We start from the raw sequence: 13,786 nt of genomic DNA, 5'->3' as shown, positions 1-13,786 counted from the left end.
GGGGGTCCGGGCCGGGGAGGCACCGGGGTCGGAGTGCCTGCCCGGCCCGGGGGTCGGGTGGTCCAGGGGTCGGGTGGTCCGGAAGTCGGTTGGTGCGGGGGTCGGTTGGTCCGGCGGAGTCGGCGCGGGACCGCGGGCGCGCCGGCGGCCGGCCGCGGCCCGAGGGCGCGGCCCCGGATCTCCGGCCGCTCGGTGGCGCGGGCGGTGGCGCCGGGAGCGGTCGGCCCAGCTGCCCTCGGGCCGTGAGTGAGCCTTCCGTGCCACCGGCCGCGCAGCAATACGTAGCGCCACGTACGGGATAGCGCACGGGATGGCGCACGGACCCCGACCGACTCACCGACGCGGCCCGGGCCCGCCGCCGGCCCGCACGGGATCCGGCCACACCGGACGCTCCCGGACCGTCCCCTCCCCCGCGGGTCCCCCCGGCGGGCCCTCGGCCCGTGCGGGGCTGTCCAGCCAGCCGCTGCGGATCGCCCGGGCACCGGCCTGGAAGCGCGTGGCGGCGTTCAGTTCCGCCATCAGGGCCTGGATCCGGCGCATGACCGTGCGCTCGCCGATGCCCAGTGCACGGGCGATGGCCCGGTCCTTGACGCCGGCGGCCATCAGCCGCAGAATCTCCCGGTCCCGGGGTTCCACCCCGCCGGTGACGGCACCGCGGCCGGCCACGGTACCCAGCGGCGTGGCCTGGTTCCACAGCGACTCGAAGGCGATCAGCAGGGCGTCCAGCAGCGGCGAGGGCGCGACCAGCAGGCGGCTGGTCGCATCGGTGCTGGTGAAGCTGAGCGGGAGCAGGGCCTGCTGCCGGTCGACGATCAGCATCTTCAGGTGCGCCCGGGGAAGGCTGCGGGCCTGCTCGCCCGCGGCGATGTAGCGCTCCAGCGCCGCGGTCCGGCCGGGCTCCGCGAGCGCGGGGGCGTGGTAGATCGCCCGGTAACGCACCCCACGCGCCAGTGCCTGCAGCTCGTTGGTGTTCTCGACGGCGCCGACGAGGTAGGGCGGACTGTCGACGATGCAGACCTCCTGACGGGCCCCCAGCTCCAGCCCGGCGATCAGCGCCAGCACGGCGTCCTGGCCGTCGACGGTCTCGATCAGGCTGCCGGGGCGGGCCGCGGCGGTCTTCGCCCGGACGGCCAACTCCCGTCCCTGGGTCCGCAGTCGGTCCAGGGCCTGCTGCCGGTCCAGGACCAGGGTCTCCAGAGCGATGTCCGGCGGGGCCGCGACGTGACGGTCGAGCGGGCCGGCGAGCCGGTTGCACAGGCCCGCCGCGGTCAGCCGGCGCAGGCAGGCGTCGACCGTCTGGGCGGGCAGCGCGAGGGTGCGGGCGACCTCCGCGGCCGGGGCCCCGACGTGGTCGAGCAGGTGGCGGTAGACGGCGCTGTCGTCGGCCGACAGCCCGACCGGTTCGAGGAGGTGGGCCATGGCGCGCGACGCTAGCCGTGCCGGGGCGCGGGGGCACTCCGGGGCGGCTACCTAGAGGTTGGCGTCGGGGCCCGGGCGGCGGCGTCGAGGCCGCGCGGGGGGCGTGGCAGTGCAGGGGCGACGTGTCAGCGCGGCGTGGGCGGCCCACGGCCCGGCACGGGGCTGCTGCTCCGTGCCGGGCCGTGGGTGGTGCGGGTCGTGCGGGTGGAACGCGGTGGGGGTGCGGGGTCCCAGCAGCCGGGCGGTGCCTAGAAGCCCTGGTAGACCGTCCAGGTGAACGTGGTCGAGCCGGTGGCCCCGCCGGTGTCGGTGGCCCTGACGGTGACGGCGTAGTTGCCGGCCCTGGTCGGGGTGCCGGTGACGGTTCCGCCGGCGCTGACGGTCAGACCGGGCGGCAGGTTGGTGGCCGTGAAGCCGAGCGGCAGGCCCTTGCTGTCGGTGGCCGACAGCTGCAGGGCGTTGATCCGGAAGCCGGTGAAGCCGAACTGGCCGCCGGGGTTGGTGACGGTGACGGTCGCTCCGCCGGTGGAACCGATCGTCCAGGTGAAGGAGGTGCCGCCGGTGGCCCCGGCGCTGTCCTTCGCGGTGAGGGTCACCTTGGAGCTGCCGGCGACGGTGGGCGTGCCGGAGACCGTGCCGGACGTGGAGTCGATGGACAGGCCCGCGGGCAGTCCGGCGGCGGACCAGGTGTAGGGGGCGGTGCCACCGGAGGCGGAGTTCTTCAGCGACACGGGGGCGTTGACGGTGCCGCTCTGGTCACCGGGGTTGGTGACCGACACGCCGGTCGGCGGCGGGGTGGAGCCGCCCGGGGTGAAGGCGCTGACGCCGTTGGGGGTGCCCAGGCCGGTGGGTCCGTCCCAGCCGGTGCGCGCGTTGCAGGTCTGGGTGCCGCAGGTGCCGTTGCTGCCGGAGGTGACGTCGTTCAGGTTGCCGGTGTGGGCGTAGGGGTAGGACGCGGGGTTGTCGTTCGCCCCGGGGGTGCCGGCCAGCGCGTACATCGCGGTGACCAGCGGCGTGGCCAGGCTCGTGCCGCCGTACTGGAGCCAGCCCGACTGCCCGTAGCTGTCGTAGATCGCCAGGCCGGTCTGCGGGTCCGCGACCGCGGACACGTCCGAGGCCGCCTTCTTCGCGCAGCCGGTGCCGACGCTCTTCTGCCAGCCGGGCTGCGCGTCGTAGGCGGAGCAGCCCGACCCGGCGCCGCTCCAGGCCGACTCGCCCCAGCCCCGGGTGCTGGAGTTGCGGCTCAGCGAGGTCCCCCCGACGGCGAGCGTGTACTGGGAGGACGCGGGGTACTGGGTGCCACCGCCGTAGCCGTTGTCGCCGGTGGCGAAGGCGAACAGCACGCCGGGCACGTTGAAGTGGCTGTCGTCCGAGGTCTGGCCTGAACTCTCGCTGTCGCTCCAGGAGTTGGAGACGAGCTTCGCACCGAGCCGCACCGCGGCGTCGTCGGCCGCGTACAGGTTGGGGTCGTTGTTGTCGTCCGACTCGACCAGCAGGATGGTACAGGCCGGGCAGGCCGCCGACACCGCGTCCAGGTCCAGGGAGATCTCCGCGCCCCAGCTGCTGTCACCCTTGGGGTACGACGTGCCGCCGCGCTGGTCGACCTTCTTGAAGCAGCCGCCTGCCGTGGTACAGGCCGGCAGGCCGTAGTTGCCGCGGTAGGTGGCCAGGTCCTTCTCGGCGTTGGGGTCGTCGTAGGCGTCCACGATCGCCACGGTCGTGCCGCTGCCGCCGGACGGCAGGCCGTAGGCGGCCTTGATGTCCGCCGGTCCGTACCCGGACGGGGTCGCGGGCGCCGCCTGTCCGGTTCCGTACCCGATGCCGATGGCCTGGCAGTTGGCGTGACCGGGTCGCGTGTCCAGGCACGCCCGGTGCAGGACGGGCTGCGCGGCGGGGCCGGAGGCCGCCTGGGCGGCCCCCGGGAGCAGGGCGGTGCCGGCCACGGCCAGCACCATCCCCGCCAACGCCGATATCCGGCGGGTCGTCTCGTGCTTCATGGGGTCCCTTCCGAACGGTGGGAGTCAGCACGGCGCATCGGAGATGACCTGACGATCCGTCAACTCCGGTGCACCTGGGACTTGGATTCCCGAACGGTAGGGGCGCGCGGCAGGCCCCGTCAGGAGCCGGACACGCCAGTGGCACCAACAGGACAGGACGGAGCCGACCGGGCCCGGAGTCCCTCGCCACCACACGGACTGCCGGCGCTGTTCCGCGCACCGGCAGCCGCACACTGATGCAGGGTCAGCTGGGCAGGGTCCACTGCTGGTTGGCGGTGCCGGCGCAGTCCCAGATCTGCAGACGGGTGCCGTTGGCGGAGCTGGGCCCGGTGGCGTCCAGGCAGCGCCCGGAGGCCGGATTGAGCAGCGCGCCGTTGCCCTGGTGCTGCCACTGCTGCGCACCCGTCCCGTTGCAGTCGTACAACTGCACCTGCGTCCCGTTGGCCGTACCCGCCGCCGTCACGTCCAGGCACTTGCCCAACGCCTGCACCGAACCGTTCGACGCCACCGTCCAACTCTGCGCACTCGTCCCGTTGCAGTCGTACAACTGCACCGCCGTCCCATTGGCGCTGTTGGCCCCCGCGACGTCCACGCACTTGCCGCCGTACCCCGTGATCCGTCCCACCGCCCCACCGCCACCGGAACCGCCGCCGGTCAGGGCGTTGAAGCTGCGGGAGAACTGGTAGGCGCTCTGCGGGGTGCCGCTGCAACTGTCGGACAGGGTGCCGTTGGTGGCGCAGGCCCGGTCGCGGCCCAGTGCCCAGAACGACAGCTCCTGGATGCCGTTGGCGGCCGCGAAGCTCTCCAGGGTGGCGGCGTTGCCGGTGCTGAAGACCTCGTTGGTGGAGTCGTTGACCCCGATCATCGGGGTGTTGCCCTCCATCGCCCAGAGCTGGGCGGAGCTCTTGTTGGTCCAGATCCGGCCGAGCTGGGAGTGCAGGGCACCGGCGGCGCTGACGGCGGCCTGGCCCATGTCCATCGAGGCGCCGTAGTCCATGGTCATGATGTTGACCAGGTTGACGTTCAGGCCGTGGCTCTGCGCATCGCCGAGCAGGCTCAGCGAGTTGGCCTCCAGACCGGTCGGGTTCACCGGCAGGGTGTAGTCCACCGCCAAGGTCCGACCGGCGGCGGCGTACTGCTGCTGGAGATTGGCCAGGGCCTGGTTGCGACGGTCGTTGGCGGCGGTGTCGTTGAGCGGGGCGCCCTCGACGTCCAGGTCGATCCTGGTCAGGTTGAGGGTGTCGATCACGCGCTGGTACTGGGCCTGGAGCGAGGGGACGTCGGAACACGCCTGGGCGAGTTCGGTGCCGGCCGCTCCGCCGAAGGAGGCGATGACGTCCCCGCCGCCGGCCCGCAGGCTGTTGATGGCGCCGGTCCAACCGGGGTCGCCGATCGCGGTGTCGCCGTTGAAGGTGGCGTTGCAGCCGCCGCCACCGATGACGAAGGCCAGCGTGAAGTACTTCAGGCCGGTGGCCGACTGGGCCGCGGCCATGGCCGAGGGCGAGTTCCAGGTCTCGACGTAGGGTGCGGCGTAGTGGGCCGGGAAGCCGGGCCCGGGGTTGGCCGCCGCGTGGGCGGCGGTGCTGCCGCCGAGCAGCAGTGCCGTCGAGGCGAGCGGGACGGCGGCGGCGGTCAGTGACCTGCGGGTGCGGGATCCGAATCGGGGCATGGCTGATCTCCAGGGGTCCGTGGGGGGCGGCTGCGTCGAACTGATGACCCGTCAGCTGGGGAGGGTCCACTGCTGGTTGGCGGTGCCGGCGCAGTCCCAGATCTGCAGACGGGTGCCGTTGGCGGAGCTGGGCCCGGTGGCGTCCAGGCAGCGCCCGGAGGCCGGATTGAGCAGCGCGCCGTTGCCCTGGTGCTGCCACCGCTGCGCACCCGTCCCGTTGCAGTCGTACAACTGCACCTGGGTCCCGTTGGCCGTACCCGCCGCCGTCACGTCCAGGCACTTGCCCAACGCCTGCACCGAACCGTTCGACGCCACCGTCCAACTCTGCGCACTCGTCCCGTTGCAGTCGTACAACTGCACCGCCGTCCCATTGGCGCTGTTGGCCCCCGCGACGTCCACGCACTTGCCGCCGTACCCCGTGATCCGCCCCACCGCCCCACCGCCACCGGAACCCGTACCGTTCCAGGTGAAGGTCGCGCTGGTCTGCGGCGGGAGCGAGTAACCGAAGTGCTCACCGGCCCAGTTGACGGTCAGCGTCTGGGTGGTGCCGGACTCGTTGTAGGCGACCAGTGCCTTCGAGCCGTCGGGGTTCAGCCAGGCGACGTTGGGGACGCTGCTGTTGGCGGTCGAGTCGATGCGGTAGGCGCCGGGCTTGACGAACTTCGTGAGCTGGCCCAGGTCGTAGTACTCGACCGTGTAGTCGACCTGCCCGCTGCGGCCGTCACCGTTGTGGACCGTGACCAGGCCCGTGCAGGTGCCGCAACCGCCGTTGTGCGGGCCCATGTTCTGGTCCACCGCCAGCGACCACTTGACCACCGACTTACCCCAGTTGCGGGTGTAGTCGATGATGTTGTTCATGTCCTCCTGCTGCTGGTTGGCGATCCAGGTGCCGCCGGAGTGCTCGGTGTCGAAGGCGTCCAGCGCCGGGTACTGGTTGTGGACGGTGGTCTGCTGCAAGACGCTGCCGCCGTAGCCGTGCCAGGCGACGCCACCGAACAGCGGGTCGGTGCGGACGGCCGCGTCGTCCACGCTCGGCGCGCCGTAGGAGGCGTAGGTGTCCGGGTTCCAGTCCAGGGCGAGGACCTTGGTGCTCAGGCCGGCGGCGTGCAGGGCCGGCAGCAGGTCGGTGCCGGTGAAGTAGTCGAGGCCGGCGCCGTTCCACTGCATGGACGGGTAGCCGGCGCAGCAGGTGGGCTCGTTCTGCACCGAGACGTAGTCGATCGGTACGCCCTGCGCCCGGTAGGCCTGCAGGTACTTGACGAAGTACTGCGCGTAGGCGCCGTAGTACTGCGACTGGAGCCAGCCCTGGCTGGCCGCGCCGCTGTCCTTCATCCACGACGGAGCGGTCCACGGGGTGGCCATCACCTTGAGGCCGGGGTTGAGCTGCTGGGCCTGCCGGGTCAGCGGCAGCACGTCCGCGAGGTCGTGGCCGATGGAGAAGTCGGCCAGCGCGGGGTCGCTCTGACCGGCCGGCAGGTCGTCGAAGGTGTAGCTGTACCGGGCCAGGTCGGAGGCGCCCATCGGGTTGCGCAGGAAGTCCAGGCCGATCCCGGTGGTGGGGTTGAACAGGTTGTTCATCAGGGTGGTCCGCGCGGCGGCGGTCAGCGCGCCACTGCTGTTCATCAGCCAGGCGGCGGTGTCGGTGAAGGAGGCACCGGCACCGGTGAACTGCTGGTAGCGGGTCCCGTCGTCGACGGTGACGACCTGTCCGGCACTGCCGCTGCCGGCGGCGAACACGATCGGGGTCTGCTGCTGCAGGCCCCGCGTGACGCTGCGGCCGCCGGCGTCGCCGGTGGTGGTGAGCCAGATGGAGACCGACTCGCCGGCGGCCCGCGCGGGGGCGGGCGTGGTGGCGATCAGGCCGGCGCCGGCGAGCAGCGCGGCGGCGGCACCGGCGGCCAGCCGGCGGAGTGGGAGTGCGCGAGCGCGAGAAACAGGCATGGGGGTACCGCTTTCGGATCCCGTGGGGAGGACAGGAGGCGCGGGAAGGGCAGCAGGCTGGGGGCAGGGCAGCAGGCGGGAGCCACCCGTGCGTTCATGGCTTGAACAGGATCGGGCGTTCCTTCACGGCTTAGTTCAAGACTTGATTGAACTGGTGCCGCATGGCCGCGTCAAGGGTCTGGACCACTACGGGCCGCAAACGCACCGGCGGCCGACCCCCCCCGGGGGGGGGGGGGGGGGGGGGGGGGGGGGGGGGGGGGGGGCGGGGGGGGGGGGGCGGGCGGGGGGGGGGCCCCGGCCGGGTCGGCGGTGAGGCCGTGTCAGTGGGCCGACTCCGGGCGCCAGGTCGCCATCTGCCGCTGGAAGGTCGGGCAGCTGACGATGTCCGTCCGGCTGCACTGCAGCGCGTGGGTGAGCAGCTGGTGGGCGTGTTCCAGGTCGACCATGCGCTGCTCGATCTCGGCGACCTTGCTGCGGATCATCGCCTCCCGGCGCGGCTGGTCCTGCTGGAACTCGGCGATCTCGGCCAGCGTCAGGCCGGCCTGCTGGTACTTGCGCAGCAGCATGATCCGCCCGGCGGCGTCCGCCGGGTAGCGCCGCTGCCCGCCCTGGCGCTCGGGCGCGGGCAGCAGGCCGTGACGCTCCCAGTACCGGATGGCCGAGGCGGGTACTCCGGTGGCCTCGGCCAGCCGGCCGATCGTCATGCCCACGTCCCGCTCCTCACTCTGGGTCCTGCGCGCGCCGCGTACTCCGAACCGGCGCTTGACTTAAACCATAGTTCAAGTTGGAGGCTGACTCCTGAACGGGACGGCGGCCGACGAGCGGCCGACGGCAACGGAATCAGGAGCTCTTGAGATGACCGAGGGACACGATGTGAACGACCGGGCCCGGCAGCTCGTCGAGGCCGCCGCGCAGCTCTTCGAGGCGGGCGTGATGTCGCACTCGGGGCACGCCAACCTCAGCGCGCGGCTGGACGCCGACCGCTTCCTGCTGACCCCGGGCTTCGTGCGCGGGCTGCGGCCGGAGCAGTTGGCCACCGTCGGGCTCGACGGGCAGCTGCTGGCCGGCGAGCTGCGCTCGGTGAGCGCCGAGATCATCACCATGCACAGCCTCGTCTACCGGGCACGCCCCGAGGTGGGCGCGATCATCCACACCCACTCGCCCTCCGCGACGGCCTTCGCGGTGGCCCACCGGCCGCTGCCGTGCCGCACCGAGCCGATGCTGCGCTTCGGGCAGCCCGAGGAGGTCCCGGTGGTGCCCTGGGGCCCGCGCGGCTCCGACGTCTCCGTGCGGGGCATCGCCAAGGTGCTGGAGGAGCGGGCGACCACGTCCGCCGTGCTGCTGGCCAACCACGGGCTGCTGGTCTTCGGGCCCGACTCGGCGGCCACCGCCCACCTCGTGGTGGCGATCGAGGAGAGCGCCGAGGCGGAGATCGCCGCCGCGGCGATCGGCGGCGCCGTGGACTTCCCCGAGGGTGCGCTGGCCGCCGTCCGCGCGTCGATCGCGCGGGTCTCGGCATGACGGCCGACGCGGTGGGCGACCGCACCGAGGCGGTCCGGGACCGCTACCGCGCGACACTCGGATCCGTCCCGAGCGGCGTGGAGGACCGGCTGCGGATAGCCGGGACCTTCGACCGGCTGCGCACCGAGGAGGCGCTCGCGGCGCTGCGCCAGCTCGTACTGGCCGACAGCCCGCTCGGCGCACGGGTGCAACAGCTCGTCCACGTCGGCCAGTTGCTGAGCCTGGGCCGCGCGGAGCCGGCCCGGCTGCACGCCCGTGGCGCGCTGCACGTCGGCGCGAGCCTCGCCGACCTCGTCGGGGTCGCCGAGACCGCGCTCATCACCACGGGCGTCCCGGCCTACGCGCTCGGCATCGAGATCATCGCCGAACTCCTGCGCGAGCAGGACGAACGGGACGCGCAGGACGCGCAGGGCGCCGGGGAGGCGGCCGGGTCCGCCGGCTGACCCGCTGACCGGCTGAGCCGCGAGCACCCCGTCCGCTCCCCCTGCAACCGCGCCCGGCCGCCCGTTCGTCTGACGAGCTGTCACGTCACAGAAGCGGGGGCTCGCGATGACGACACAGCACACCCGGCCCACCGGGCCGGGGGGCGGCGGCTGCCTGGCCGGCCTGGTGATCATGATCGCGCTCGGGGCGCTGATCGGCCTGCTGCTCCTCGAGCACGGCGGCCCGGGCGGCTCGGGCGGCCGGGGCACCGGGCACGACCCGATGAGCATCGACCTGCCGAGGACGGTCGAGCAGAAGCGTGCGTTGCACCGGTCCGAGGGCTTCGACGACGAACCCGTCAGCACCTTCGCCAACATCGCCGGCTCGGGACTGCACGACATCCGGGAGGGCGTCTACGGCGACGCCCCGGGCAGCCCCACGATCTGGGTGGTGGAGGTCGCCGACAACGACGACGGCAAGGTGGGCCCGTGGCTGGCCGCCAACGCCCCCTCGGGGGACGACGTGACCACCACCGCTCCGCGGCTGCGGATCGCCGGTACGGCCAGTTGCTCGCACGACCGGCGCGACGGCCGGAGCATGTGCACCTGGTACGACGAGAACCTCTTCGTCCTGGTCACCGGGCCGGCCACCCCCGAGGCGGTCCAGGACGTGCTGCTGCGCGTCTACGACGGCACCGAACACTGACTGCGGACGCGTCACTTGCCCGCCGGGCGGCCCTCGACATGCCGTCCGGCGGGTCCTCGCGCTTCCCGCCCCAGGGGCCGCACCAGCCGCTAGGGTGCAGGCAGTGCGTGCCGCAGCGTGGCGGCGACTCCTCGGGGAGCGTGGTGGGGCATCAACTCGCAACTCGCAACTCACGACCGCGGTACGGCCCGGCGCTCGCGCCGGGGCGGTCCCGCCACCACCGCGGGAACGCTACCCGCAGGCCGGGCACAACCCGCGGTAGGTGACCTCGACTTCACGGACCGTGAAACCGAACCGCTGATGGGCCGGCAGGTCGGCCAGCGGGTCGCCGGTGGGGTGGACGTCGCGGATGGTGCCGCACCGCGAGCAGACCAGGTGCTGGTGCGGCGTGTGGGCGTTGGGGTCGTAGCGCTTGGCCCGGCCGTCGGTGGCGACCTCGGTGACCTCGCCGAGCGAGACCAGCTCGCCCAGCGTGTTGTAGACGGTCGCGCGGGAGATCTCCGGCAGCCGCTGCGCGGCGCGGGCGTGCACCTCGTCGGCGGTGAGATGCACGTGGTCGCCGTCCAGGACCTCCGCCACGACACGTCGCTGCGAGGTCATCCGCCAGCCACGCCCTCGCAGTCGTTCCAACAGGTCACTCATATCCGTTCACCTCTTTCAGCCGCGGTGCGAGCCCGGAGTTTATCAGTGCACATCCAAGCTCTGATCGGATATGGGTCTGGCATGGTTCTTGACTTGGACTCTGTCCATTGTAGGATCGGTTCCGGTAATAGCCAAGGGTCGGGAAGACTCCGGTACGGGCAGGAGAGCGACGTGACGAGACCGCCGCACAGACGCCACGCGGCGCCGGCCGTCGGGTGACGGCCGTCACCGCCCCGCAGTGCTTGAGCACCGAAGTCCGCCTGTTAGGGAAGGATTCCCATGTCTGAGAACCATGACGCACTCGTTGTCGACGCGAAGTCGGAGGGCGCCGGTGGCTGCCCGGTGGCGCACGGGCGCGCCGCGCACCCCACGCAGGGCGGTGGGAACCGCCAGTGGTGGCCCGAACGCCTCAACCTGAAGATCCTTGCCAAGAACCCCGCCGTCGCCAACCCGCTCGGCGCGGAGTTCGACTACGCCGAGGCGTTCAACGCCCTCGACCTGGCCGCCGTGAAGCGGGACATCGCCGAGGTGCTGACCACCTCGCAGGACTGGTGGCCCGCCGACTACGGCAACTACGGCCCGTTCATGATCCGGATGGCCTGGCACAGCGCCGGCACCTACCGGATCAGTGACGGCCGCGGCGGCGCCGGCGCCGGCCAGCAGCGCTTCGCCCCGCTCAACAGCTGGCCGGACAACGCCAACCTCGACAAGGCCCGGCGCCTGCTGTGGCCGGTGAAGAAGAAGTACGGCCAGAACCTCTCCTGGGCCGACCTGCTGATCCTGGCCGGCAACGTCGCCCTGGAGTCGATGGGCTTCGACACCTTCGGCTTCGGCGGGGGCCGCCCCGACGTCTGGGAGGCCGACGAGGACGTCTACTGGGGCCCCGAGACCACCTGGCTCGCCGACGAGCGCTACACCGGTGACCGGGAGCTGGAGAACCCGCTGGGCGCGGTCCAGATGGGCCTGATCTACGTCAACCCCGAGGGCCCCAACGGCAACCCGGACCCGCTCGCCGCGGCCCGCGACATCCGCGAGACGTTCCGCCGGATGGCGATGAACGACGAGGAGACGGTCGCCCTGATCGCCGGCGGCCACACCTTCGGCAAGACCCACGGCGCGGGCCCGGCGGACAACGTCGGCGACGACCCCGAGGCGGCCCCGCTGGAGCAGCAGGGCCTGGGCTGGAGCAGCTCGTTCGGCACCGGCAAGGGCGCCGACACCATCACCAGCGGCCTCGAGGGCGCCTGGACCACCACCCCGGTGACCTGGGACAACACCTTCTTCGAGATCCTCTTCGGCTTCGAGTGGGAGCTCACCAAGAGCCCCGCCGGAGCGCACCAGTGGAAGCCGAAGAACGGCGGCGGCGCGGGCACCGTGCCCGACGCCCACGACCCGGCGAAGACGCACGCGCCGACGATGCTGACCACCGACCTGTCGCTGCGCGTCGACCCGGCCTACGAGCAGATCTCGCGGCGCTTCCTGGAGAACCCCGACCAGTTCGCCGACGCCTTCGCGCGGGCCTGGTACAAGCTGACCCACCGTGACATGGGCCCGGTCGTGCGCTACCTCGGCCCGGAGGTCCCCTCCGAGACCCTGCTGTGGCAGGACCCGCTGCCGGCCGTGACGCACGAGCTCGTCGACGCCGCGGACGTCGCCGACCTCAAGGCGCGGATCCTCGCCGCCGGCCTGCCGGTCTCCCAGCTGGTCTCCACCGCCTGGGCCTCGGCCGCCTCCTTCCGCGGCAGCGACAAGCGCGGCGGCGCCAACGGTGCGCGCGTGCGCCTGCAGCCGCAGGCCGGCTGGGAGGTCAACGACCCGGACCAGCTGGCGACCTCGCTGCGCGCCCTGGAGGGCGTCCAGGAGGCGTTCAACGCCGCCCAGAGCGGTGGCAAGCGGATCTCGCTGGCCGACCTGATCGTGCTCGCCGGCGGCGTGGCCGTCGAGCAGGCCGCCAAGAGCGCGGGCTTCGACGTCGAGGTCCCCTTCCGGCCGGGCCGCGTGGACGCCTCGCAGGAGCAGACGGACGTCGAGTCGTTCGCCGCGCTGGAGCCGACCGCCGACGGGTTCCGCAACTACCTCGGCAAGGGCAACCGGCTGCCGGCCGAGTTCCTGCTGGTCGACCGCGCGAACCTGCTGAACCTGAGCGCCCCCGAGCTGACCGTCCTGGTGGGTGGCCTGCGCGTGCTGGGTGCCAACCACCAGCAGTCCTCGCTCGGTGTCCTCACCAGCACCCCGGGCTCGCTGACCAACGACTTCTTCGTCAACCTGCTCGACCTGGGCACCAGTTGGCAGGCGACGTCGGCGGACGCCGGCACCTTCGAGGGTCGCGACGCGGCGACCGGCGAGGTCAAGTGGACCGGCAGCCGGGCCGACCTGGTCTTCGGCTCCAACTCCGAGCTGCGCGCGCTCGCGGAGGTCTACGCGAGCGACGACGCGAAGCAGAAGTTCGTGACCGACTTCGTCGCCGCGTGGACCAAGGTGATGGAGCTCGACCGGTTCGACCTGGCCTGATCGGCCTGATCGGCAACGGTCTCCGTGAGGACGACCGGTACGACGTCCGGGGCGGCCCACCGTGGCCGCCCCGGACGTCGTCGTTCCCGCCCGCGCCCACCGGGCGGGTCAGGGCGCGGACTGGGCGCCGTCCAGCTCGACCCGGGCGCCCTGGTCGGTGGCGGTGACCGTGATCGTCACCCTGCGGTGGTCGAGCAGCCAGCCCGCCGGACGCGCGCTGGTCCCGGTCGTCCCCAGTGCCCAGCCGTGGTCGGTGATCAGCGCCGCCTTCAGACGGCGGAACACCTCGTCGGGCGGCAGGTGGCCGGCGGCCCCGACCGTGATGACCCGGGTGCAGAAGTCGGCCTCGCAGGAACCGGCGTCCCCGCTGTCGGAGAGCACGGTCAGGCCGTCGGGCAGCGGCAGCACCTCGGTGCTGGAGGGCACGAACGGCTCGTGCAGGAAGATCGCCAGGTAGGCCACGGCCGCCAGCATCACCACGCACAGGTACCCGCAGAGCGAGACGACGCCCGCGGTGACCCGGGCGGCACCGGGCCCGGCCGGCCGGGGACCGGCGAGCCGGCGCTCCAGTAGGGTGCCGGCGCCGATCAGCGCGGCGGCCAGCGGCGCGTAGGCCAGGTAGACCTCGCTCTGCGCGCGGTCGGGTATCCACTCCAGGTGCAGGGCGAGGACCACCCCCGCCCAGAGCAGCAGGGCGCCGCCCACCGCGGCGCCCACGGCCCGGGTGCGCCGCAGCAGGGCCCAGCAGGGCAGCGGGGTGGCGACGAACAGCGCGCCCAGAATCGTCCAGATCATCGGTTGGCCACCAGGGGGTCGGTGTGGGAGGGCATGGGGGGTGGGGACGGGAGGGGGGGGGGGGGGGGGGGCGGGCCCGGGCGGCCGGGCGGGGGTGGGGGTCGGCGTGGGGGTCGGGGTCGGGTTGGGACCGGTGCCGCCGCCGGCGATCAGGAACTGGTTG

Annotated in this window: 11 protein-coding genes; 4 read left to right on the top strand and 7 right to left on the bottom strand. The window is 72.9% G+C overall.

The features are described 5' to 3' along the window. Positions 1–333: 333 nt before the first annotated feature. The 5 genes from ABD323_RS19435 to ABD323_RS19415 form a co-directional block, all read right to left on the bottom strand. Positions 334–1,419 carry a helix-turn-helix transcriptional regulator gene (locus ABD323_RS19435; protein ID WP_344442981.1) on the bottom strand — a complete coding sequence of 362 codons (1,086 nt, stop codon included), beginning with the start codon at positions 1,417–1,419 and terminating at the stop codon, positions 334–336. Positions 1,420–1,667: 248 nt separating this feature from the next. Then, positions 1,668–3,416, bottom strand: a complete 1,749-nt coding sequence (locus tag ABD323_RS19430; RefSeq protein WP_344442980.1) for a putative Ig domain-containing protein — start codon at positions 3,414–3,416, stop codon at positions 1,668–1,670. 244 nt (positions 3,417–3,660) lie between these two features. Beyond that, positions 3,661–5,085: an RICIN domain-containing protein gene (locus ABD323_RS19425; RefSeq protein WP_344442979.1), complete on the bottom strand. Its 1,425-nt coding sequence runs from the start codon at positions 5,083–5,085 to the stop codon at positions 3,661–3,663. Positions 5,086–5,136: 51 nt separating this feature from the next. Continuing rightward, positions 5,137–7,026 carry a ricin-type beta-trefoil lectin domain protein gene (locus ABD323_RS19420; protein WP_344442977.1) on the bottom strand — a complete coding sequence of 630 codons (1,890 nt, stop codon included), beginning with the start codon at positions 7,024–7,026 and terminating at the stop codon, positions 5,137–5,139. Positions 7,027–7,346: 320 nt separating this feature from the next. Further along, complete coding sequence (locus ABD323_RS19415) at positions 7,347–7,730, bottom strand: MerR family transcriptional regulator (RefSeq protein WP_344443000.1); 384 nt, start codon at positions 7,728–7,730, stop codon at positions 7,347–7,349. 151 nt (positions 7,731–7,881) lie between these two features. Between ABD323_RS19415 and ABD323_RS19410 the strand changes: the two genes are divergently transcribed. The 3 genes from ABD323_RS19410 to ABD323_RS19400 all read left to right on the top strand — a co-directional run bounded on the left by ABD323_RS19410 (position 7,882) and on the right by ABD323_RS19400 (position 9,675). Next, positions 7,882–8,547, top strand: a complete 666-nt coding sequence (locus tag ABD323_RS19410; RefSeq protein ID WP_344442976.1) for a class II aldolase/adducin family protein — start codon at positions 7,882–7,884, stop codon at positions 8,545–8,547. Continuing rightward, on the top strand, positions 8,544–8,990 hold the full coding sequence (locus tag ABD323_RS19405; protein ID WP_344442975.1) for a carboxymuconolactone decarboxylase family protein: 447 nt from the start codon (positions 8,544–8,546) through the stop codon (positions 8,988–8,990). The genes ABD323_RS19410 and ABD323_RS19405 overlap by 4 nt, the downstream gene beginning before the upstream one ends. A 106-nt stretch (positions 8,991–9,096) precedes the next feature. After that, positions 9,097–9,675: a hypothetical protein gene (locus ABD323_RS19400; protein WP_344442974.1), complete on the top strand. Its 579-nt coding sequence runs from the start codon at positions 9,097–9,099 to the stop codon at positions 9,673–9,675. Positions 9,676–9,906: 231 nt separating this feature from the next. On the opposite strand, the gene ABD323_RS19395 is transcribed toward ABD323_RS19400, so the two are convergent. After that, positions 9,907–10,317, bottom strand: coding sequence for a Fur family transcriptional regulator (locus tag ABD323_RS19395; protein ID WP_344442973.1), 411 nt, complete (start codon positions 10,315–10,317; stop codon positions 9,907–9,909). Between the two features lie 279 nt (positions 10,318–10,596). On the opposite strand from ABD323_RS19395, the gene katG reads away from it, so the two are divergent. Further along, complete coding sequence (gene katG, locus ABD323_RS19390) at positions 10,597–12,828, top strand: catalase/peroxidase HPI (RefSeq protein WP_344442972.1); 2,232 nt, start codon at positions 10,597–10,599, stop codon at positions 12,826–12,828. A gap of 108 nt (positions 12,829–12,936) precedes the next feature. Here katG and ABD323_RS19385 read toward each other — a convergent pair whose 3' ends face one another. Beyond that, positions 12,937–13,623, bottom strand: coding sequence for a hypothetical protein (locus tag ABD323_RS19385; RefSeq protein WP_344442971.1), 687 nt, complete (start codon positions 13,621–13,623; stop codon positions 12,937–12,939). Positions 13,624–13,786: the final 163 nt, after the last annotated feature.

Origin of the sequence: Kitasatospora nipponensis (assembly GCF_039528135.1) — a bacterium.
In the GTDB taxonomy this organism is placed as follows: Bacteria; Actinomycetota; Actinomycetes; order Streptomycetales; family Streptomycetaceae; genus Kitasatospora; species Kitasatospora nipponensis.
Note: the sequence above shows the minus strand (reverse complement) of the source record. Positions and strands in the feature narration are given on the sequence as shown.